We start from the raw sequence: 20,359 nt of genomic DNA, 5'->3' as shown, positions 1-20,359 counted from the left end.
GTGCATCGGTGACGATCCGGCGGGAGGCGACTCGTCGCTCGGCTCCATTGCGCCCGGACGACGCACTACTCGAATCCCGAGATCAGCGTCACGAGCCACTGCATCGGGTCGCCGCGTTTCCGCACCTCCATCGACTCGACCCACTTCACCCACTGGAATCCCCGGCGGCCCGGGGCGACGAGTCGGACGGGGGCGCCGTGGCCGTGCGAGAGCGGGTCGCCGCGGACGTGCGTCGCGAGCAGGGCGTCGTGCGCCTCCTCGATGGGAAGCGACCAGCGGTAGCCGGTCACCGAGGTGAACCGGACGTAGCGCGCGTCGTCGCTCGCGCCCGCCGAATCGAGGAGATCGCCGACGCGGACGCCCCCCCAGGTCTGGTGGGTGTACCACCCGGAAGTACAGTCGAGCGTCGCCTCGACCTCGCGCGTGGGACCGTTCCCGGCGACCTCGTCGTATGGTAGAGCCAGCTCCTCCTCGACCAGCCCGCGAACCGAGAGCGTCCAGTCGTCCCGGTCGACCGGGTCGGGATCGTCGGCGACCCACGAGGTGACGGGGAAGCCGCCGCCCTCCGTCTCCGTGTCGTACAGGTCGCCCGTCGGCTTCGACCCGGTGAAGCGCCGCGTCGCCCCGCCGAGGGCGCGGTCGGCCGTCTCGGTCGCTCGCCACACGACGGTGCCGGCGACGAGCAGCGCGCCCGTGCGGAGTGCGGCACGGCGGTCGAGGTCCACGTCGCGCGGGGAGTGAAATCGTCCGCGGAGGTGCCACAGCACCAGCGGAACCAGCAGGAGGCCGAGGCCGACGTGGAGGTTGAGGGTGGTCCACGCCAGGACCGGGACGTTGCCCCCGAGCACCCAGAAGACGCCCGTTCCCAGGGCCGCGAGCGTGACGACCGCCTGGAGTACCGACAGCGGGGTGAAGCGGTCCCACGCCGCCGTCGACGTGACGCGCCGCCGGACGCGGTAGAGCTTGAACCCCACGAGCCCCGCGAGCGTCAGTCCGACCGTCGAGTGGAGCCAGAACACCCACGCGCCGCTCGGCGTCCCGCGGGTGAACGAGTAGAGGCCGGAGGCGACCTCGACGGCGACGGCGACCGCGATGGCCCAGTCGACGACGCGGGGCGGCGGCTCGAGGCGGCGGAGCGCGCGGGCGAGGGCGGCGCGGCCGGATCGCTTCGACACGGGGGATCCGACGGGCCAGGGAGATATAGGTCCGCGGCCGCTCACCAGGCGACGCGCCGGCCGAGCACGAACACGACGAGCGCGACGAGCATGGCGCCGATGAACGCCTCGACGCCGGCGAGCGTCCGCGCGGTCGCGCCCACCGGTTGGATGTCGCCGTATCCGAGCGTCGTGAACGTCACCATGCTGAAGTACATGTTCTTGCCGATGACGAGCAGCCCCTCGGGGGAGACGGCCTGCCGGACGCTCCGGAGTCCCTGTGTCGTCAGCCCGCTGGACCCGCGGGTCCCCTGCGTGACCGTCGAGTACAGCAGGCCCCACACGACGATGACGACCACGGAGACGTACACCGAGCGCCAGAGGCGTTCCCCGTAGCCACACGTCTGGTGGAGGACGTTGTTGCCGGTCCACTTGCCCAGCGCCTTCAGACGGTTCACCGGCGAGACGTCGCCGTCCGCGATGTCGTCGCGGTTGCGCGCGATGAGCCAGTTCTTCCGGCGGCGGTAGTACATCTCCTTGATGAAGAACTCGGCGGCGGCCTTGCGGTCGCCGAACTCGGCCGCGCAGTTCTTCGCCTTCAGGTACGTGCTCTCGAGGGTTGCGGGGCCGGCGATGGCCGCCTCCTCGGGGTCGAGCGTCCCCTCGCCGACGGCGAACTCGTGGATCACCCAGTTGCTCCGCGCGAGGTGGTCCTTGTGCGCGGTGAAATCGAACCCCTCGAAGTCGGTGTTGCAGAACCGGAAGTGGTCGAACAGCGCGTGTTCGCAGTCGGTCGCGTCGAGGTCGACGGCGGCGACGAGCGCCCCGGTCAGGTCGTAGAAGACGCTCCCCCCCTCGGGCTGGCCCAACCGGCCGCCGCGGACGACTGCCCCCGAGAGGTCCACGAGCACCTCGCCGCGATCGGCGGTCGGCCGGAAGCGCACCGACTCCTCGAAGCGCGTCTCGCTGAAGCGCGCGCGGTCGTGGAGGGTCGTCCCGACGAAGTTCGCGTACAGGAACGTCGCCTTGTCGAAGTTCGCCGGGCCGTGGAACACGGCGCTCTGGAAGCTGGCGTCGTCGTTGTGCATGTTGGCGCTGCCCTCGAACTCGGCGGCCCGGAAGGTCGCCTCCGCGCCGAACTCGGCGTCAGCGAACGTGGTGTCCCGGCGGAAGTGTAGCTCGTCGAAGTGCGCCTCGTCGGCGACCCGGACGCTGGAGAAGTCCGCCCGGTCGTCGAACACCGCCCGCGAGAACACGGCCGAGGCGCCGAACGTCGCGTTCCGGAACGTCGCGTCCCCGTCGAACGCGGCCTCGATGAACAGCGCGTCGCCGACGATCTCGGCGCCGCCGAACGCCGTGGGACCGAACCGGGCGCGCTCGGCGTTCAGGCTCGCCTCGAACGTCGCGGCCTCGGCGTGTACCGCCTCGAAGGTGCTCCGCTCGACGGTCACACTCTCCTCGAAGCGGGCGTCGTCGAACCCGGCGACGCGGAACTCCACCTCGTCGAAGGCGGCGTCGCCCCCGAAGACGGCGTCGTTGAACGCGGCGTCGTCCGTCTCGTGGTAGCCGCCGACGAACTCGACGCCGCTGAAGACGGCGTCGCCGTCGAAGGCGACGCCCTCGAAACTCGCGTCCGTCTCGAAGCGCGCCTCGGCGAACGTCGCGTCGTCGCGGAACGCCGACCCGTCGAAGTCGGCGTCGCGATCGAAGCGCGTCGCCTCGAACGTGGCCGGCCCCTCGAACGTCGCATCGGTCACGTTGGCGTAGGTGAACTCGGCGGCCCGGAACGTCGTCTCGTCGCCGAAGGTCGCCCCGGCGAACGTGGCGTCGTCGTCCTGGACGTTGTCGCCGCCGTGGAACTCCACCCCGCGGAAGGCCGCGACCCCTCCGAACGTCGCCGTCCCGAAGGACACGTCGCCGTCGAAACGGGCCTCGTCGAAGCGTGCCTCCCCCTCGAAGGCGACGCCGCGGAACACGACCTGGTCGTCGAAGGCGGCCTCCCCGAAGGAGGCGTCGCCGGCGACGACGGCGCCGTCGAACTCGGTGCGCTCGAAGCGCGCGTGCCTGAAGTCGGCGTCGTCGCCGAAGTCGGCCCCGGCGAACGTGGCGTCGTCGTCGCGGACGTTGTCGCCGCCGTGGAACTCCGCCCCGCGGAACGACGCCGATCCCTCGACGGTCAGGTCGTCGAAGGCGGCGTCGTCGCGGAAGCGTGCCTCCGTGAATCGCACCGCCGCGCCGAACGTTGCGCCCGTCATCGTCGCCGTCTCGGTAAACTCCGTCTCGTCGAACTCGGCGTCCCCGGCGACCGCGAGGCCGTCGAACGTCGCCTCGCCGAAGACGGCGGCGAAACAGTCGAGCGGGCCCTCGACGGTCGCACCCGCGAGCGTGAGGTCGTCGTCCTGCACGTTGTCGTCGCCGCGGAACTCCGCGCCCCGCATCGACACCGCCGCCCCGAACGTCGCGCCGGCGAAGGAGGTGTCGCCGTCGAGGCGGGCCTCGTCGAGGGTGAACGCCCCGTCGACGACGGCGCCGTCGAACGCCGCGTCGCGGGCGAAGCGGGCGCCCTCCATGTCCATCGACGCCGTCTCGACGCCGGTGAAGTCGGCGTACCGGAACTCGGCGTCGCCGAAGTCCGCGTGCCCCTCGAACGTCGCGTCGGCGAAGCTGAGGTCGTCCGCGTGGACGTTGTCGCCGCCGCGGAACTCCGCGCCGGCGAACTCGACGGCGCCGGCGACCCGGACGCGAGAGAAGTCGGCGTCGAGAGCGAACCGCGCCTCCGGGAACTCCGCGTCGGCGTCGAACACGGCGCCGGCGAAGTCCGCGTTCCCCTCGAAGCGCGCGTGGTCGAAGTCGGCATCGTCGCCGAAGTCGGTCCCGGCGAAGGTCGCGTCGGCGAACTCCGCGCGCTCGAAGGCCACGCTGTCTGCGAACTCGGCGTCGGCGAACGTCACGTCCTCGACCAGCACGTTCGCCCCCCCGTGGAACTCCGCCCCGCGGAAGGAGGCGCCGGCGTCGAACGTCGCGCCCGCGAACTCCGCGTCGCCAGTGAACGTCGCCTCGTCGAAGTCGACGTCGCCGCCGAACGCCGCGTCGACGTAGTCGGCGTAGCGGAACTGGGCCTTCCGGAAGCACGCCTCGGCCTCGAAGGTGGCCCGCTCGAAGCACGCGTCGTCGTCCAGCAGGTTCGCGTCGCCGCGGAACTCCGCGCCGTCGAAGCGCGCGGCCGCCGCGAACGTCGCCTCGCGCAGACACGTGTCGGCGACGAATCGGGCCTCTTCGGCCGAGACGCGGCCGTCGAACGCCGCCCCGACGAGGTCCACGTCGCCCTCGAACGTCGCCTCTCGGAGGACGAACTCGTCGTCGACGCGGGCGCCGGACAGGTCCCAGTCGCCCCGCATGGTCGAGTCGGTCATATCGACGCTCGACAGCCTGGCCCCGCGCAGATCGACCGGCTGGCACACCTCCGCCTCGACCAGCGAGAGCGTCCCCGTAACGCGCGCGCCGCGTAGGTCCAGCGGCGACGTGTCCGGCGCGTCGAGCACCTCGTTGTCCAGCGTCACGTCGCCGAGGCGCGCCCCGAGCAGTCGTTTGTCGGCCGCGCCGTGACGCCCCGCCACCTCCCGAAGCGCCTCGGCGACGTCGGCGTCGCTCACGCCGCGCTTCGCGCGGGCGTCCCCGCCCATATGGAAGACGCACCGCTCCGTGTCCGGGTGCGCCTCATGCGGGCACGACCACGACTCGGTCACGCCGGGGTGCTCACTGGCGTCGACGCCCGGCGCGCCAGCGACGCTCCGAGCGTCGGCGTCGTCGGTCGCCGCGTCGACTCCGCCGTCGGTTCCCGCTTCGACCGCCCCGTTCGGGTCGATGCGGAACGAACAGCTCCCTGACACTCACGCGTGTGTCGGTGTCGGGTTTGTTAAATGTTCTGTCACACGCGCCGGGCCGTGGCTCGCACGATCGTCGGCCGCACCAAAGGGGGACTACGCGCGCAGCGACCGCAGGAGGACGAGGAAGCCGACGCCGATGGCGACGGACTCGACGAGGTGGACGGCGGTGAGATCGAGGCTCGTGAACTGGAACAATACGCCCTCGATGAGAACGCCGACGGTGACGACGCCGAACGCGACGGCGGCGTCGCGGAGATACGGCTCGCCGACCCGGTGGTACGCGCGAGTCGCGGTCGCGGTCACCGCGACGCCCAGGAGGAAGACGACGGCGCGGACGACACTGAGGGCGAGGTGCGTGCCGTCGGTCACGACATCGACACCTCCCCGAACAGCGAGTAGAGGATGACGAGCATGCCGAGCGCAACCAACGACGTCTGTACCGCGCCGGCGGCGAAGAGACTCCAGCCGAGCACGTCGAACAACACTCCCTCCAGCACCGAGCCGATCGTGACGATCAGAAACCCGACCCCGAGGTACAGCATCGGCTCGCTCCCGTGGCGACGATACCCGCGCATCGCCTGAATCGAGATGGCGGTTCCCAACAGTACCGTGGCGACCTTCGCGATGACGAGTTCGACGTGCATTAGCTCTCCCTGATGTCCTCCCAGACGCGCGTGAACCGGTCCACCGCGTCCTCGTTCGGCTGCTCGACGTCGACGTCGAGCGAGCCGTCCCGTACCTCCACCGCCAGGCGCTCGACGGCCGGTTCGAACACCGACTCGTGATGGCCGTCGGGGTCGATGCGCACCCGCTCGACGAGGAGGTCCCGCTCCACGAGCGCCTCCGCCCGCCGGTACACCGTCGAGACGGACATGTCGCAGTGTTCCCCGAGTTCCGCGGCCGACTTGGCGCCGGTGCTCACGGCCGCGAGGATAGACCTGGCGTACTCGTCCCCGAGCAGGTCGAGCACGTCGGCGGCGGTCCGGTCCTCGCTCACAGCGGGAGTTTGCTCCTTCTACATAAAAGGACGGGGGTGAGTCGCCGGCCCAGCGAACGTGCTGGCGGGTGTTTGTGTATCGGGTGCCTCTACCCATCTGTAGGTGACCCAGATGTCAGACGACACGCTCTCTCGACGGACGTTCGTCGCAGCGACCGCCGCCGCCATGGCCGGGACGGCCGGCTGCGTGGCCGGTAGCAGCGAGGAGTCCGGCGGCGGCGCCGGCGGCGCCGACTCGCCGACGGCGACGGCGACGGCGACGGCGACCGGAACCGAGACTCACGATGACGACGGCCACGGCGACGACGGGCACCAAGAGGACACCCACAGCGACGAGGAGACCGAGTCGAGCCACGACGACGGGGGCAGCTCGGACCACGGCCACGGGGTACCCGAGGAGCCGTCGGCGTCCGCGACGGTGAACCTCGTCACGGCCGACGGCGGCTACCACTTCGACCCGCACGTGGTCTGGATCGAGGAGGGCGCCACCGTCACGTTCCACAACGAGTCCGGCAGCCACTCGGCGACGGCGTACGCGCCGGCGAACGACAAGCCCCGGCGCATCCCCGAGGGCGGAACGGCCTTCGACACGGGGCTGTTGACGGAGTCCGGCGCCGAGCGCGAGGTGACGCTCGACACGCCCGGCGTCTACGACTACTACTGCACGCCCCACGAGGGAGTCGGGATGATCGCGACCGTCGTCGTCGGAAAGCCGGATCCGCACGACGCGGCGGGGCTCAGCGAGCCACAGTCGTCGCTCCCGTCGGGGGCCCGTGAGAAGATTCACGGCCTCAACGAGACGGTCAACGAGATGCTCGGACACACGCACTGACGCCACCGCCGACGGCAACACCCAAGTCCCGGTTGCCCGTCGTCCCCGCTATGCCAGTCGCACTCGTCACGGGTTCGTCGCGGGGTATCGGCGCGGCAATCGCCGAACGCTTCGCCGCCGACAGCTACGACGTGGTCGTCAATTACCACACCTCCGCCGACGCCGCGGCCGAGACCGCCGCGGCCGTCCGCCAGCACGGGCGGGACGCGGAGATCGTACAGGCGGACGTGTCCGACCCCGACGACGCCGCGCGCCTCGTCGACACCGCGGTCGAGGAACTCGGCGGACTCGACCACGTCGTCAACAACGCCGGCATCGACCAGCACGTCTACACCGAGGACCTCGACCCGGCGGACTTCGACCGGGTGATGGACGTGAACGTCAACTCGGTGTTCAACGTCACCAAGGCCGCGCTCCCGCACCTCCGGGAGAGCGACGCCGAGCCGACGCCGTCGGTGACGAACGTCTCCTCGATCCTCGCGTACACCGGCGCGCCAATCGAGGTCCACTACGCCGGCTCGAAGGGTGCGCTGCTGTCGGTGACGAAGAGCCACGCCCGCGACTTCGCGCCCGACGTCCGGGTGAACGCGGTCGCACCCGGACACGTCGAGACGGACATGACGAGCGACCGCAGCGAGGAGGAGGCGACAGCGGAGAAAGAACGGATCCCGATGGGCTACTACGGCCAACCCGACGACATCGCCGACGCGGTGGCGTATCTCCGCGATGCGCGCTTCGTCACCGGCGAGACGCTGAACGTGAACGGCGGGGAGCTGATGCGGTAGGCCGTCTCCTGCCCGCTTCGCCCGACAACTGCCGTGACGTCACTCTCCCCGCAGCCACTGCCGTCGTACCTCGTACTCCTCCTCGTCGAGTTCGCCGCGGGCGTAGCGACGCTCGAGAATCTCGAGTGCGTCGTCGCCGCCGCCTTCGTCGCCACCCTCGCGGGTCGCGAGCGTGCCGAGGGCGTACACGACGGCCCCGAGGAGGAGGACCACGACCAGCAGTCCGATCAGTCCGCCCCATGGGCCGAGCCACGGGAACAGGCCGCCCCCCATCGTCCCGCCGGCCCAGCCGCCGCCGGCCATGCCGCCGCCAGCTCCGGATCCCATCGGTCCGTGCGGACCGGTCTGTGCGAGTACGCCGAGCAGCGTTGCCATCGTGTCCACCTCTGGTTGTGCATAGAACACCCAAGATTACCTCGGTTGCGGCGGTTCCCAGTATCTGGGACACCTGCGGTGCTGTGAGGGCAGGGACGACCCGATCCTCGCGAACCTCCTACAGCGCCGCCTCGATCCGGTCCAGTCCCTCCCCCAGCCGCTCCATCGAATTGGCGAAGGAGAGCCGCAGCTGACCCTGTCCGGCCTCGCCGAAGCCGTCGCCGGGCGCGAGCACGACGCCGGCCTCCTCGCACAGTCGCTTCGCGAGCGGGAGGCTCGCCTCGTCGGTGTCGGGGTTCACGAACGCGTAGAAGGCGCCCTCCGGCTCGGGTGCCGTCACGCCGTCCATGTCGGCGAGGCGGTCGGCCACGTAGTCGCGGCGCTCCCGGAACGCGTCGTACATCGCCTCGACGGGCTCCTGTGGCCCGGTGAGCGCGGAGATGGCGGCGTGCTGGGCGACGCTTCCGGTGCAGGCGGTCGTTGACTCCCTGACCTTCGTCGCCTCGTCGACGACCGTCGGGTCGCCGGCGAGCCAGCCGACGCGCCAGCCCGTCATCGCGTACGTCTTCGAGCAGGAGCCGACCGTGAGCACGTGGTCGGGGTGGCGCGTCAGCGCCGCGATCCCGGTCGGGTCGCGGTCGTAGGTCAGCTTCGCGTACACCTCGTCGGCGATCACGTACGCGTCGTGATCGGCGGCGGCGTCGACGACCGCCCGGACCTCGTCGGGGTCGGCGACCCTGCCGGTTGGGTTGGAGGGTGAACACAAAACTACGAGCGAGGTGTCCTCGGTCATCTCCGCGACGAGGGTGTCGGCGTCCAGATCGTACTCTGGCGCGGGCATCGGCACCTCGACGGGCGTGGCGTCCGCGAGCTTCGCCTGTGTCCAGTAGTTCGGCCACGACGGCGAGGGGAGAAGGACCTCCGAGCCGGGGTCGACGGTCGCGAGGAACGCGAGGTGGAGCGCCTCCATCCCGCCGGTGGTCGTGAGTATCTCGTCGGCGGCGTGCTCCACGTCGTACTCGCGCGCGAGGGTGTCGGAGATGGCCGCCCGCAACTCGGGGAGACCGGCGTTGCTCGTGTAGTGGGTGTGGCCCCCGCGGGCGGCGTCGACGGCGGCGTCGACGACGTGCTCGGGCGTGTCGAAGTCGGGTTCGCCCACCTCGAGGCGGACGAGATCGCGGCCCTCGCGTTCCAGTTCCTGCGCGAGGTCGAACATCACGCGGATCCGGGAACGGTCACACGCGCGGACGCGGGCGGTCGGTTCGTGCATGCCACCAGGTTCTCGCGTGGGGAGTTGAAGGTACGCGTGTCTGCAGTTCGTACGCCGTGGTTGTATACGGCCACGGCTTGCGACAGCGCGCGGATCAGACGAAAAATGAGATCAAAAGCGGTCTGCCCGGTTACAGCTCGACGGCTTCCTTGTTCCCGAGCGACTCGGGCACCGTGAAGCGGATCTCCGTGGTCGCGCCGGCCATCGTGTTGACCTTGATCGTGACCTCCTCGCCCTCGTCGAGGTTACTGGCGAACGTGCTAACGTCGAACACGAGGTTGAGGCGGTCGTCCGCGTCGTTCAGGACGTTCGAACTGTCGTCGGCGTCCTTGACCGGCTCGTAGCCGAACTCCTCACCCTGAATACCGGCTGCCAGCGAATCATACGTTCCGGAGCTGTTCGCGACCAACTGGTAGGTTCCGCTGGGGCCGATCCACGTGACCGTTGCGTTGTGAACGTCGATCTCGCCGGCGCCGGGCGCCTGCGTCACGGTCACGTTGACGATATCGATCTGTTCACTGTTGACGTTTCCGACGGTGGCGACCTCCTGAAGCCGATTGCTGACCTGCTTGCTGCTCTGTTGACCCGTTTCCTGCGACTTGCTCTGGAGGAAGCCGGCGGTGTTGATGAGGACGCCGGCGGCGATCGCCGCCACCAGCACCATCGCGATGAACACGATGAGCGTCCCGATACCCACCTGCCCGCGCTCCTCCTCGTCCGTGATGAATTCGAACATTGTGTGGTTGTCCGCTCCCTCGTCGGAGCTACCCGATCCTCCCGCGGACTCGTACTTGAGTTCACGCCTCGAAAAATCAGCCGGAATAATTAGAGCTACTCGGTCGTCGCGTCCATCGTCAGTTCCGTCGGGGGCCCACCGGGGAGGTCGTCGCGGTCGTGCGGCTCGGTGAAGTCGATGTCCGGTCCCGTCGGGACCAGCCGCTTGGGATTCAGACTCTCGTGTGAGCCGTAGTAGTGGCGGGTGATGTGGTCCATGTTCACCGTCTCCGCGACGCCGGGCGTCTGGTAGAGGTCCTTCGTGTACTCCCAGAGGTGCTCGTACTCGTGGATCCCACGGCGGTTGCACCGGAAGTGAGTGTGGTACACGTGGTCGAACCGCACGAGCGTGGCGAACATCGACACGTCCGCCTCGGTGAGCCGATCGCCGACGAGGTACCGCCGGTCGGCCAGCAGGTCGTCGTACTCGTCGAGCGCCTCGAACAACTCCCCGACCGCCTCGTCGTACGCCGCCTGCGTGCTCGCGAAGCCGGCACGGTAGACGCCGTTGTTGATGCGCGGGTAGATGTCGGCGATCCGGTCGTCGACCGCCTCTCGGTAGCCCGCCGGCCACAGGTCGACCCCGTTACCGAGGTCGTCGAAGGCGGTGTCGAGCATCCGCATGATCTCTTCGCTCTCGTTGTTGACGATGGTCTCCGCCTCCTTGTCCCAGAGTACCGGCACCGTCACGCGTCCGGTGTACTCGTCGTCCGCGCGTTGGTAGATCTCGCGGAGGTAGTCGGCGCCGTAGAGGGAGTCGGGCTGTTCGTCGGAGAACTCCCACCCGTCGTCGTAGCGCTCGGGCTGCGTCAGCGAGAGCGAGATGGCATCCTCCAGCCCCTTCAGCGAGCGCGTCAGCGCGACGCGGTGGGCCCACGGGCACGCCCGACAGATGTACACGTGGTACCGATCCGGCTCGGCCGGGAACTCCGGGTTGTCGACGGGGTCGGCCCCGGGTTCGGGCACCGAGCCGTCGATCCAGTCGCGGAAGCTCGTCTCGCTTCGCTCGAACTCGCCGGAGTCGCCGGTGTCCCGCCGGACGCCGGTCCGCCACTCGCCGTCGACGAGCATGTTGGTCGCGTCGCTCATTGGTGGTAGTCTACGGTGGGCGGCCACACGCTAAAGCCGTGTGGCGCCGGAAGCGACACGGACCCCCGCGCTCGCGCCGGCTACTCAACGGCGCTCGGAGACGCGACGGTTCCGGCGCTCACCCGCGCGAACCCGCCCAGGAGCGTCCGGTACTCGACGTCCGCGCAGGTCTCCCGGAGGGCCCGATGGGCCGCGGCGACGCGCTCGTCCTGCACGGTCGCCGGCGACCGCGCCAGCGACCGCGCGGTTCCGGGCGGCGACCCGGCGCGGACGAACAGATCGAACGCCGGGTTCAGCGCCCGCCAGCCGGGTCGCGTCGTGCGCGCCAGATCTAACAGGGCGATCCGCCCGCCCGGGCCGACGAGGTCACCCCACTCGCGAACCGTCCTCGCCGGGTCCGGGAGCATCCCCACGACGAACGCGCCGCAGCAGGCGTCGACGCCGTCGGCGCACAGCGGGGGCCGGGTGGCATCGCCACGAACGTACGCTCCGCGGCTGTCGCCCGTTCCTCCGAGTTCCCGGTCTCGCTCGCGAGCGACGCGGAGCACGCCGGGCGCGAAGTCGACGCCGACGTACGTCCCGCCCCCGATCCGCTCCTCGATGTACGGTCGGTTCGCGCCCGTTCCGCAGCCGAACTCGACGACGGTCGCGCCCGGCTCGGGGTCGAGCGCGTCCGCGAGCGCCCGGCGGAGCGTCGCGACGAACGGTCCGCGCCTGGCGAGGGCGTCGTACGCGCGGGCGAGACGGGTGTAGAACTCCGGGGCGGACAGCCGTGGCGTCGCGAACTCCGGGAGACCGAATCGAGGGGACACGGCTACACGAGGTCCCGAACCGCCCGGGCGACGGTCGGGGCGTCCGGACCGATGACGTACAACACCGGCTCGACGCCGACGCCGCCGGTCTGGTAGACGGCGAACACGTCGCCGAGTTCGGCGGCCGCGTCGCCGCCGCCCTTCGCGTCGTCGGTCCCCCTGTCGCCGAGTCGGCCCGCCACGGCCGCGCGGACGGGATCGTCAGGGGCGCCGGCGTCGGTCTCCCCGTGATCGCTCGGCTCGAACTCGACGGCCTCGACGCCGGCGTCCGCTAGCGCCGCCACCAGGTCGGGGTCGTACCGGACGTTCACCGCGGCGCGGGCGTCGACGCCCGCCGCCCGCGCCGACAGCAGGACGCCCGCGACGTGCTCGCTGACGCCGAACTCGGGATCGCTCGGCACGCGTGCGGTCCCCTTCACGTCGAAGATCCGACCCGGGACGGCGGCGACGTCGTCGATGTCGACGGCGTCGGGGACGCACTCCGCGAGGTTCGACCCGACGTTCGGGATGAGTCCCGCGAACCCGGAGGTCGCGGTGAGGGTGCGGACGCCGCGACGCAGCGAGGAGAGCGTCCGCTCGCGGTCGCGCAGCCCGCTGTCGGGGTCGTGGACGGCGAAGTCGTAGTCGGCACCCGCCAGCTCCGGCATCGACGCCTCGTGCAGCTCCGCGAGGAGATCGCCGGCCTCCAGCCGCCTGATCAGCACCTCCAGCTCGACGAGCGCGCCGACGCGGCTGAGATCGCCCGACGCCAACCCCCCGGCGACGCGCTCGACGGTCTCGCGGACGCGCTCGTCGGCGGCGACGCGGTCGTTCGTCGCCACGTCGCCGTGGGCGTACTTCGACACCGCCGACTGGCTGATGCCGAGCGCGTCCGCGACCTCCCGCTGGGTCAGGTCGCGCTCGCGCAGCGCCTCCGCCAACATCGCCCGGACCGTCGGGAGGAACTCGTCGACGACGACCTCCTCGATGAATCTCATCGCTCGGACTCCCCGGCGCCGTCGAGGGGGCCGCCCTCCCCGTCGGCGGGTGGATCGGCCGCGAACTCGGGGTCGTCGCCGATACGGGACGCCTGCGGGCCGGACTGGTTCTGGTACTTCGAGCCGCGTTCCTCGCCGTAGGGGCGGTCTGCGGGCGTCCGCAGCTCGGTGAACGTGAGCTGTGAGATGCGCATTCCCGGCGAGAGGGCGACCGGCGCGTTGCCGAGGTTCGACAGTTCCAGGGTGATCTGTCCCCGGTAGCCCGGGTCACAGAGCCCGGCAGTCGCGTGAACGACGATCGCGAGCCGGCCCAGCGAGGAGCGCCCCTCGACGTGGGCGACGATGTCGTCGGGGATGGCGACCGTCTCCTTGGTCGTTCCGAGCACGAAGTCGCCGGGGTGGAGGATGAAGTCCTCCCCCTCGGGGACGTGGGTCTCCTCGACGTACTCGTCGACCTCACGGACGTCATTCGGATGGATACAGGGGATGTTCGTCCGGCGGAACTCCAGGAACTGCGAGCCGAGCCGGAGGTCGACGCTCGCGGGCTGGACCTGCGTGTCGACGTCGTCGAGCGGGTCGATCACGAGGTCGCCCTCCCCCAACCGGGCGAGGATATCGGTGTCCGAGAGTATCATTGTCGAAGGCGGGGCCGCCGGCGGCGTAAAGCTTCTCTCATCGCGGGCCGGCCGGCGCTCAAAACAGCTCGAACACCAGCCCCAGTACAGTGAGGACGCCGACGATCGTCGCGGCCGTCCCGATCGAGTGGTCACGAGCGTCCGCCAGCCCGTAGGTCCGGATCACGCCCGCCCAGAGGGCGACCGCGACGGCCGCGAGCACCCCGATCGCCTCGACGCCGCCGATGGCCGCCCGGAGGGCGTCGATCGCGCCCTCGGGCGATTCCGAGGGGGCGGCCGTCCGGAGGCGGTAGATCACCAGCGCACCGACGCCGAAAAGCCGCGCCAGGCTCGGCACCATCCCCCAGCCGGCGACCGCGAGCGTGTCGGCGAACGCGCCCTCGCCGTCGGCGAGCGCGCTCGCGGCGTGGAGGACGCCGCCCTGCACGAGCCAGAACAGCGGGACGAGCACCACGGTCGCCGGCGGGAGCCACGAGAGCTCCTCGGCGACGAGCGCGCCGAGCTCGCGCTCGACGGTCTCGGGCTCGCCACACCCCGAGGGCGTGTCCTCGAGGGCGGAGTCCTCGCAGAACACGTCGCCGGGGTACGCCGGGTTGTCGACGGTGATCGGGACGTCGAGCGCGGCGGCGAACTCGCCGAGGAAGACGGCCAGCCCGCCCGCGGTGGCGATCGTGACGACCGCGACGGCGGCGGCCGCGTGGGCGAACGGCGGGGAGCCGTCGTGGCGTTCGAAGTAGCTGTCCGGGCGGAGGAGGGGCGTGCGGGGATCTGCCATCGTCGGCGGCTCTCCCGGCTCCGTGAAACGTCTTATCCTCTCCGCCGGTCGACCTGTCTCAGGCCGTCACGACGGGTCGGCCGTCGCCGTGGTACGCGTCGTGGAACCGATCGAGCCGGCGGTAGAACTCCGGAAGCAGGCGGTCGCGGAGATGCAGCCGTTCCCCGTCGGACTCGGTACGCGTCCACGCGACCGCGTCGTCGATCGCCGCCTCGACGTCGTCGGGGGGTCGCTCGCCGGTCGCGGCCGCGAACGACTCGCGGAAGGCGGCCGTGACCGTCGCCAGCAGGAGGTCGTCGACGACCGCGGTCTCCTCGGGCGGGGTGCCGAGGCTCCGGACTGCGCCGGCGAGGAGGACGCGCCCGTCGCGGATCCCGTGATCGGCGAACGAGCCCGTCATCGGTCGGTTGTCGCCGCCGTCGTCGTTTCTGATGCTCACACGCGCGGATAGGGCTCCCGGACGGTTGAACCCCCGTGCCCTGTGCGGGCCGGGCGCATTCGAGGCGCCCGCTTTTCCCTCGCCAACAGGGCCGGTGTCGGTTGAGCGGAGCCCGCTGGCGGTCCGCGATTCCAGCGCCGAAGTTCCCGCCCTCCGACCACGCTCCCGAAGCGCTTTCCGCGCCCCCCGCCCAGCGCGACGTATGAGCATGAAGCAGGCCATCGTCGTCCGCACCGATCTGGGGATGGGGACGGGGAAGCTGGCCGCGCAGGTCGCGCACGCGTCGCTGTCGGCGTACGAGGACACCGGCTCGAAAACTCGCAAGGCGTGGAAGGGCGAGGGGCAAAAGAAGGTCGTCCTCAAGGCCGCCGGCGAGTCGCAGATCTTCGAGCTGGCCGACCGCGCCGAGCGCGAGGGGCTCCCGAACGCGGTCGTTCGCGACGCCGGGCACACCCAACTCGATCCCGGAACCGTCACGACGCTTGCGGTCGGCCCGGGCGAGGAGTCGATCGTCGACAAGGTGACCGGCGACCTCTCGCTGTACTGATGCGGGAAGCGCACCCCCGCGAGCGAGCCACCGGCGTGGATTACTACGTCAGCGACGCCGACGGCATCGGCGGTCGCCTCCGCGTCGCTCCCGAGGACTTCCGGGTCCGCGAGCGCGAGCGGATGGACCCCGAACCGCTCGACGCGCACGCGGGGTCGTATCCATTCCTCCTCCTGCGCGCGACCCTCCGACGCTGGGACACCAACGACTTCGCGAGCGCGCTGTCGAACGCGATGGGGGCCAGCCGCGAGCGCGTCTCGTGGGCCGGCACGAAGGACAAACACGCCGTCACGACCCAGCTGTTCACGGTTCGCGACGCCGAGCCCGAGGCGATCCCGGACCTCGAGGGCGCCGAGATCGATGTTCTCGGCCGCGTCGGGCGTGACCTCTCCTTCGGCGACCTCGCGGGCAACGAGTTCGCGATCCGCGTGCGCGAGACCGGCGGCGACCCCGCGCCGATCACCCGGGACCTGCGGGCGTTCGCCGCCGGCGTCGATCGCGAGGATACCGACGAGGTCGCTGCGGCGGACGATGCCGACGCGGTCGAGGTCGCCGTTCCCAACTACTTCGGGCACCAGCGCTTCGGGAGCCATCGACCGATCACCCACGAGGTCGGCCTCGCGGCGATCCGCGACGACTGGCGCGGCGCGGTACTCGCGTACTGCGGGAATCCCTACGACACCGAACCCGGGGACTCCCAGCGCGCCCGCGAGGTCGTTGAGGACCAAGCCGACGCGGACAGTCCCGACTGGAGCGCCGCCCTCGACGCGATGCCGGGTCGCCTGCGATACGAGCGCTCGATGCTCCACCGGCTCGACGAGGGCGCCGACTGGCGCGAGGCGCTGGAGGCGGTCCCGTCGAACCTCCAGCGGCTGTTCGTCAACGCCGCGCAGTCGTACGTGTTCAACCGGATTCTCAGCGAGCGCCTGCGCCGCGGGCTGCCGTTCACCCGGCCCGTCGCGGGCGACGTGGTCGCGTTCGTCGAGCGCGACGTGCCGTTCCCGAAGCCCGACATGGACCGGCTCCAGCGCGCGACGGAGGGGCGCGTCGACACCCTCGCGCGCCACTGCGAGCGCGGCCGGGCGTTCGTCACCGCGCCGCTCGTGGGAACCGAGACGGAGCTCGCGGACGGCGAGCCGGGCGAGATCGAACGCGAGGTTCTTCGAGAGCTGGATGTCGACCCGGGCGACTTCGAACTGCCCGGCGAGTTCGCCTCCAGCGGTACCCGCCGGGCGGTGGCGCTCCCGACCGATCTGACGGTCTCCGAGGAGGAGGGGGACCCGGTGTTCGAGTTCGCGCTGCCGTCCGGCTCGTACGCGACGGCGGTGCTTCGGGAGTACATGAAGTGTGATCCGGAGCGGCTGTAGGGCAGGCGCGGAGGGTGCGATCCGGAGCAGCTCTAGGGCAGGCGCGGAGGGTGCGATCCGGAGCGGCTCTAAACTACCGTGGAGGGTGTGGACGCTTCGGCGCTCTCCACCCTGACCTATTTCTCGCGGACCGGCGAACGACGGTCATGGCACGCCAGATCGACACAGCGGAGCCCCGACGATGAACGCCACGGCGATCGACCACTTCGTGCTCACCGTCTCGGACGTGAGCGCGAGCTGTGACTTCTACGAGTCGCTGGGGGCGGAGGTCGTGACGTTCGACGACGACCGGAAGGCCGTCCGGTTCGGCGACCAGAAGATCAACCTCCACCCGACTGACGGGGACGTGACGCCGGTCGCGGCGGAGCCGACGGTCGGCGCGGGCGACTTCTGCCTGCTGACGGAGGCGTCGATCGAGACCGTCGAGGCCGAACTGCGCGAGCGCGGGATCGAGATCGTCGAGGGGCCGATCGAGCGAACCGGCGCGGTGGCGCCGATCTCGTCGGTGTACGTCCGCGACCCCGACGGCAACCTCGTCGAGATCGCGACGACGTAAGCGGTCCCACGACGGGGTGAACGGACGCGCTTATCCGGTCGCCGACCGTTCCCCCCACATGAACTGTCGGCGGTGCGGCTCGTCCCTCCGCAAGCCCGGGGACTACTGTCTCGGGTGCGACACCGCCAACTGTGAGAGCGTCGTGATCGACTTCGGGGTCGACCGCGCGACGCTCGCGATGCTCGGCTTCGAACCCGAGCACCCGCCCGACGACTTCGACCCGGAATCGCTGGTCATCGGCGAGACGACCATCACGACCGTCCCCGACGACGGCGAGCGCACCGCGTCGGTGCAGCTTCGGAACTTCGCCGGCCGCGTCGCCGACGAGGTGCGTCGCAAGCGACCGGAGACGGTGTACGCCGCCGGCGAGCGCGGCCCGCTCCGCGAGGCCCGCGCGCAACTGCACTACGAGTTCTACCGCGTCCCCGACGACGACCCCGTCGGCGCCGTGCTCGCCCGTCGCGGGGAACCGGCGCTGGAGGTGATCGACGCCCCGCCGGAGGCGAAGATCGGCGGCTCGCACTCGACACTTATCGGCAAGCGGACGGGGATGAAAGCGATCCTCGCGGCCGCCGAGCACCCGCACGTCAAGAAGGTGATCCCGGGCCCCATCGACGCCGGCGGCTCCGGGTCGCGAACGGGTCTGCGCGCGAAGGTGACGCGAGCCGACGAACACGGGAACGTCCGACTCCTCTTGCGCGACGGGTCGAGCGTTCAGGAGAACCGCGTCGTCACGACCGCCGGCGACCGCGAGACGGGCGAGCGCGTCCGCGCGGACCTGAACGAAGTGCTGGAGGAGTCGGGGTTCGGGGAGGGCGGCGATCGATAGGGTCAGACGGTGCCCTGATCGCCGGCGAGGCCGAACTCGTCGGCATCCGCGCGCGGGTCGGCGCGCTCGTACAGCGCGTGGAGGGTGAACGAGACGTTGCGCTCGCGGCAGCTGTCGCGGTACGTCGCCAGCGCCTCGCGGTCGGGGAACTGCACGCGGAAGTCCCACCCGGTGTGGTCGCCGCTCGCGGACACCGGACGGGCGCCGGTGTCGGCGAACACGTGGGAGGCGGTCCGCTGTGTCGTCTCGGGGGCGAGCGTCGCCCGGTAGAATCGGAAGTCCGGTCCCTCGCCGAGCACGCGAACGTCCTCGACGGAGTCGTCGTTGCCGAGGGCGTCCTCGAAGCGGGTCAGGTCGTCGCCGCGGGCGAAGAACTCGATGCGCGTGGTGTCTCCCTCGACCGTCCGCTCGAGGTCGGCTGTCACCTCGGGGGCGGCCGCGAGCGCGTCGCGGAGGACTGGGGTCGACAGCGTGAATTCGGCGATGAGCATTCCGGCGGTCTCCTACGATCGTACCGGCCAGCCACGGAAATAAATGTGTGCCACACAGTGACGGGGAATCGACCCGGATTCCTCGGTTCCGCTCGTGGCGGTGCGACGGGCGGCCGACCCCACGCGCCGCACAACGACGGCCGGAATTCGCGGGGTTTTTGACGCCCAACGGCGAAGTCGAGTTCATATGGCTGAACAGACGAAGGCGCGGAAGACCGGCAGCGCCGGACGCTTCGGCGCGCGATACGGGCGCGTCGCACGCAAGCGTGTGTCGGAGATCGAAGACGAGATGCAGAACGCGACGGTCGACGGCGACTCGGTCAAGCGCCTCGGCACCGGCGTGTGGGTCAACGAGGAGACCGGCGAGACGTTCACCGGCGGCGCCTACCGGCCGGAAACGCCCGGCGGCCGCTCGGTCCGCCGCAGCATCCGCGCCGCGCTCGAAGAAGAGAGCGACGACGAGTAATCCCCGCGACCCCCTACATAGATGAGCTACAAGTGTTCCCGGTGCAAGCGCGACGTCGAGCTCGACGAGTACGGCGGCGTGCGCTGCCCGTACTGCGGCCACCGCGTGCTCCTCAAGGAGCGCGCGCCCGACGTGAAGGAAATCGACGTCAGCTGACCCGGGCGACGTGCCCGTGTCCGACGCGTTCGACCACCGCGCGGTTCTGCGCTTTCCGTACCCCGACGAGCGACGCGCTCGGGTCGTTCACGAGGCGATCGGCGTCGAGGTCGGCGGGATCGACGACGACCGGTCGACGGCCGCCGTCGACCGCGCGGGCGACACTGTCGAGGTGACCGTTCGCGCGCGCGACCTCGTCGCGCTCCGGGCGGGCGTCAACACCTGGACTCGGCTCGTCGAGACGGCCGAAGCGGTGGCGGCGCCGGCGGATCGGTAGGCGATCGCTCCGGTCTCGTGAGCTCACAAATCGCGCCGCGATTTGTGAACGCCGTCCCCCGCGGCCTCGCTTCGCTCGGCCGCGCTCCCTTTTCTGGGCGGCTCGGCCCTCCGGACCTCGCCGCCGTCCCCCGCGGCCTCGCTTCGCTCGGCCGCGCTCCCAATGACCGGGCTTTTCACCCCGAAGCCCGACCGTCGGTGTATGCAGGGTAATCTGCCGCCGGAAGCACAAGAGAAGATCGAGGAACTCCAGGACCTGCAAGAGCAGGCCCAGCAGCTCGCCGAGCAGAAGCAGTCCACGCAGACCTCGCTGACGGAGGCGCAGTCCGCGCTGGACGCGATGGACGACATCGACGAAGACTCGACGATGTACCGCGAGATCGGCGAGATCCTCGTCGAGACCGACTACGAGACCGCCTACGACGACCTCGAGGAGAAGGTCGACACGCTGGGAATGCGCGCCGAGCGCTTCGACTCCCAGGAGGAGAAGGTCCAACAGCAGTTCGAGGAGCTCCAGGAGGAGCTCCAGCAGATGCTGCAGGGCGGCGCGGGCGGCGGCCCGGCGGGCATGGGCCCCGGCGGCCCCGGCGCCGGCGGCGCGTAAGCCGTGAGCGACGACCGCCCCGAGCCGACCGACGAGGAGGTCGTCGAGACCGCCTCCGAGGCGGCCGAAGGGGTCGTGCTCGAGCGGTATCGGCAGTCCGAACTCCGCGACTTCGACGTGACCGTCTCGTTCGAGGACGGCGTGCTCGACGTGGACGTGTACGTCAACCCGCCGGCCGACGCCGAATCGGACGCGGACGAGGTGGCCGAGGAGGCCGTTCACGCCGCCCGCGACGCCGTCGACGAGCTGTTCGGCGTCGCGTAACG

General features: G+C 70.6%; 26 protein-coding genes. 11 read left to right on the top strand and 15 right to left on the bottom strand.

Going from position 1 to position 20,359, the window contains the following annotated elements:
• Positions 1-65: 65 nt before the first annotated feature.
• The 5 genes from K6T25_RS05155 to K6T25_RS05135 form a co-directional block, all read right to left on the bottom strand.
• Positions 66-1,175: a molybdopterin-dependent oxidoreductase gene (locus tag K6T25_RS05155; protein ID WP_222917026.1), complete on the bottom strand. Its 1,110-nt coding sequence runs from the start codon at positions 1,173-1,175 to the stop codon at positions 66-68.
• A gap of 41 nt (positions 1,176-1,216) precedes the next feature.
• Positions 1,217-5,044, bottom strand: a complete 3,828-nt coding sequence (locus K6T25_RS05150) for a pentapeptide repeat-containing protein (RefSeq protein WP_225917811.1) — start codon at positions 5,042-5,044, stop codon at positions 1,217-1,219.
• Between the two features lie 90 nt (positions 5,045-5,134).
• Complete coding sequence (locus K6T25_RS05145; protein ID WP_222917025.1) at positions 5,135-5,410, bottom strand: DUF7521 family protein; 276 nt, start codon at positions 5,408-5,410, stop codon at positions 5,135-5,137.
• Positions 5,407-5,685: a DUF7521 family protein gene (locus K6T25_RS05140; protein WP_222917024.1), complete on the bottom strand. Its 279-nt coding sequence runs from the start codon at positions 5,683-5,685 to the stop codon at positions 5,407-5,409. The genes K6T25_RS05145 and K6T25_RS05140 overlap by 4 nt, the downstream gene beginning before the upstream one ends.
• A complete protein-coding gene (locus tag K6T25_RS05135; RefSeq protein ID WP_222917023.1) occupies positions 5,685-6,038 on the bottom strand; it encodes a winged helix-turn-helix domain-containing protein in 354 nt (117 codons plus the stop codon). Before K6T25_RS05135 ends, K6T25_RS05140 begins: the two co-directional genes overlap by 1 nt.
• 112 nt (positions 6,039-6,150) lie before the next feature.
• Between K6T25_RS05135 and K6T25_RS05130 the strand changes: the two genes are divergently transcribed.
• Positions 6,151-6,870 carry a cupredoxin domain-containing protein gene (locus K6T25_RS05130; RefSeq protein WP_222917022.1) on the top strand — a complete coding sequence of 240 codons (720 nt, stop codon included), beginning with the start codon at positions 6,151-6,153 and terminating at the stop codon, positions 6,868-6,870.
• A gap of 50 nt (positions 6,871-6,920) precedes the next feature.
• Positions 6,921-7,655, top strand: coding sequence for an SDR family NAD(P)-dependent oxidoreductase (locus K6T25_RS05125; RefSeq protein ID WP_222917021.1), 735 nt, complete (start codon positions 6,921-6,923; stop codon positions 7,653-7,655).
• A gap of 39 nt (positions 7,656-7,694) precedes the next feature.
• Here the strand turns inward: K6T25_RS05125 and K6T25_RS05120 are convergent, their stop codons facing one another.
• The 9 genes from K6T25_RS05120 to K6T25_RS05080 form a co-directional block, all read right to left on the bottom strand.
• Positions 7,695-8,030, bottom strand: a complete 336-nt coding sequence (locus K6T25_RS05120) for an SHOCT domain-containing protein (RefSeq protein ID WP_222917020.1) — start codon at positions 8,028-8,030, stop codon at positions 7,695-7,697.
• 118 nt (positions 8,031-8,148) lie between these two features.
• The gene (locus tag K6T25_RS05115) at positions 8,149-9,300 is read right to left on the bottom strand and encodes a pyridoxal phosphate-dependent aminotransferase (protein ID WP_222917019.1); all 1,152 of its coding nucleotides are present in this window, start codon (positions 9,298-9,300) and stop codon (positions 8,149-8,151) included.
• A gap of 130 nt (positions 9,301-9,430) precedes the next feature.
• Complete coding sequence (locus tag K6T25_RS05110; RefSeq protein ID WP_222917018.1) at positions 9,431-10,036, bottom strand: archaellin/type IV pilin N-terminal domain-containing protein; 606 nt, start codon at positions 10,034-10,036, stop codon at positions 9,431-9,433.
• A 95-nt stretch (positions 10,037-10,131) separates the two neighbouring features.
• Complete coding sequence (locus K6T25_RS05105; protein ID WP_275671159.1) at positions 10,132-11,163, bottom strand: glutathione S-transferase family protein; 1,032 nt, start codon at positions 11,161-11,163, stop codon at positions 10,132-10,134.
• Between the two features lie 80 nt (positions 11,164-11,243).
• Complete coding sequence (locus tag K6T25_RS05100; protein WP_225917810.1) at positions 11,244-11,975, bottom strand: class I SAM-dependent methyltransferase; 732 nt, start codon at positions 11,973-11,975, stop codon at positions 11,244-11,246.
• 2 nt (positions 11,976-11,977) lie between these two features.
• Positions 11,978-12,952, bottom strand: a complete 975-nt coding sequence (locus K6T25_RS05095; protein ID WP_222917017.1) for a thiamine-phosphate synthase family protein — start codon at positions 12,950-12,952, stop codon at positions 11,978-11,980.
• Positions 12,949-13,587: a dCTP deaminase gene (gene dcd, locus K6T25_RS05090; protein ID WP_222917016.1), complete on the bottom strand. Its 639-nt coding sequence runs from the start codon at positions 13,585-13,587 to the stop codon at positions 12,949-12,951. The genes K6T25_RS05095 and dcd overlap by 4 nt, the downstream gene beginning before the upstream one ends.
• 58 nt (positions 13,588-13,645) lie before the next feature.
• Entirely contained in the window at positions 13,646-14,362 is a 717-nt protein-coding gene (locus K6T25_RS05085; RefSeq protein WP_222917015.1) for a YIP1 family protein, read from the bottom strand.
• Positions 14,363-14,420: 58 nt separating this feature from the next.
• Positions 14,421-14,801 carry a hypothetical protein gene (locus K6T25_RS05080; protein WP_222917014.1) on the bottom strand — a complete coding sequence of 127 codons (381 nt, stop codon included), beginning with the start codon at positions 14,799-14,801 and terminating at the stop codon, positions 14,421-14,423.
• Positions 14,802-15,009: 208 nt separating this feature from the next.
• Between K6T25_RS05080 and pth2 the strand changes: the two genes are divergently transcribed.
• From pth2 to K6T25_RS05060, 4 genes are all read left to right on the top strand, one after another.
• The gene (gene pth2, locus K6T25_RS05075; protein WP_222917867.1) at positions 15,010-15,348 is read left to right on the top strand and encodes a peptidyl-tRNA hydrolase Pth2; all 339 of its coding nucleotides are present in this window, start codon (positions 15,010-15,012) and stop codon (positions 15,346-15,348) included.
• Positions 15,348-16,715 (top strand): tRNA pseudouridine(13) synthase TruD, encoded by a 1,368-nt coding sequence (gene truD / locus K6T25_RS05070; protein WP_222917013.1) that lies wholly within the window; start codon positions 15,348-15,350, stop codon positions 16,713-16,715. The genes pth2 and truD overlap by 1 nt, the downstream gene beginning before the upstream one ends.
• Positions 16,716-16,896: 181 nt before the next feature.
• Positions 16,897-17,271 carry a VOC family protein gene (locus K6T25_RS05065; protein ID WP_222917012.1) on the top strand — a complete coding sequence of 125 codons (375 nt, stop codon included), beginning with the start codon at positions 16,897-16,899 and terminating at the stop codon, positions 17,269-17,271.
• A 58-nt stretch (positions 17,272-17,329) separates the two neighbouring features.
• Positions 17,330-18,100 (top strand): DUF2103 domain-containing protein, encoded by a 771-nt coding sequence (locus tag K6T25_RS05060; RefSeq protein WP_222917011.1) that lies wholly within the window; start codon positions 17,330-17,332, stop codon positions 18,098-18,100.
• A gap of 2 nt (positions 18,101-18,102) precedes the next feature.
• Here K6T25_RS05060 and K6T25_RS05055 read toward each other — a convergent pair whose 3' ends face one another.
• The gene (locus K6T25_RS05055; RefSeq protein WP_222917009.1) at positions 18,103-18,591 is read right to left on the bottom strand and encodes a bacterio-opsin activator domain-containing protein; all 489 of its coding nucleotides are present in this window, start codon (positions 18,589-18,591) and stop codon (positions 18,103-18,105) included.
• Between the two features lie 187 nt (positions 18,592-18,778).
• Here K6T25_RS05055 and K6T25_RS05050 point away from each other — a divergent pair, with 187 nt between their 5' ends.
• From K6T25_RS05050 to K6T25_RS05030, 5 genes are all read left to right on the top strand, one after another.
• Complete coding sequence (locus tag K6T25_RS05050; RefSeq protein ID WP_222917007.1) at positions 18,779-19,057, top strand: eL43 family ribosomal protein; 279 nt, start codon at positions 18,779-18,781, stop codon at positions 19,055-19,057.
• 21 nt (positions 19,058-19,078) lie between these two features.
• On the top strand, positions 19,079-19,213 hold the full coding sequence (locus K6T25_RS05045) for a DNA-directed RNA polymerase subunit P (protein ID WP_222917005.1): 135 nt from the start codon (positions 19,079-19,081) through the stop codon (positions 19,211-19,213).
• Positions 19,214-19,229: 16 nt separating this feature from the next.
• Positions 19,230-19,490 (top strand): KEOPS complex subunit Pcc1, encoded by a 261-nt coding sequence (locus tag K6T25_RS05040; protein ID WP_222917003.1) that lies wholly within the window; start codon positions 19,230-19,232, stop codon positions 19,488-19,490.
• 201 nt (positions 19,491-19,691) lie between these two features.
• Positions 19,692-20,093 (top strand): prefoldin subunit beta, encoded by a 402-nt coding sequence (locus K6T25_RS05035; protein ID WP_345778231.1) that lies wholly within the window; start codon positions 19,692-19,694, stop codon positions 20,091-20,093.
• Between the two features lie 3 nt (positions 20,094-20,096).
• Entirely contained in the window at positions 20,097-20,357 is a 261-nt protein-coding gene (locus K6T25_RS05030; RefSeq protein WP_222917001.1) for a DUF3194 domain-containing protein, read from the top strand.
• Positions 20,358-20,359: the final 2 nt, after the last annotated feature.

Source organism: Halobaculum rubrum, from assembly GCF_019880225.1.
Lineage (GTDB): Archaea > Halobacteriota > Halobacteria > Halobacteriales > Haloferacaceae > Halobaculum > Halobaculum rubrum.
The sequence above is the reverse complement of the archived record's forward strand: the minus strand, read 5'-3'. Positions and strand labels throughout refer to the sequence as shown.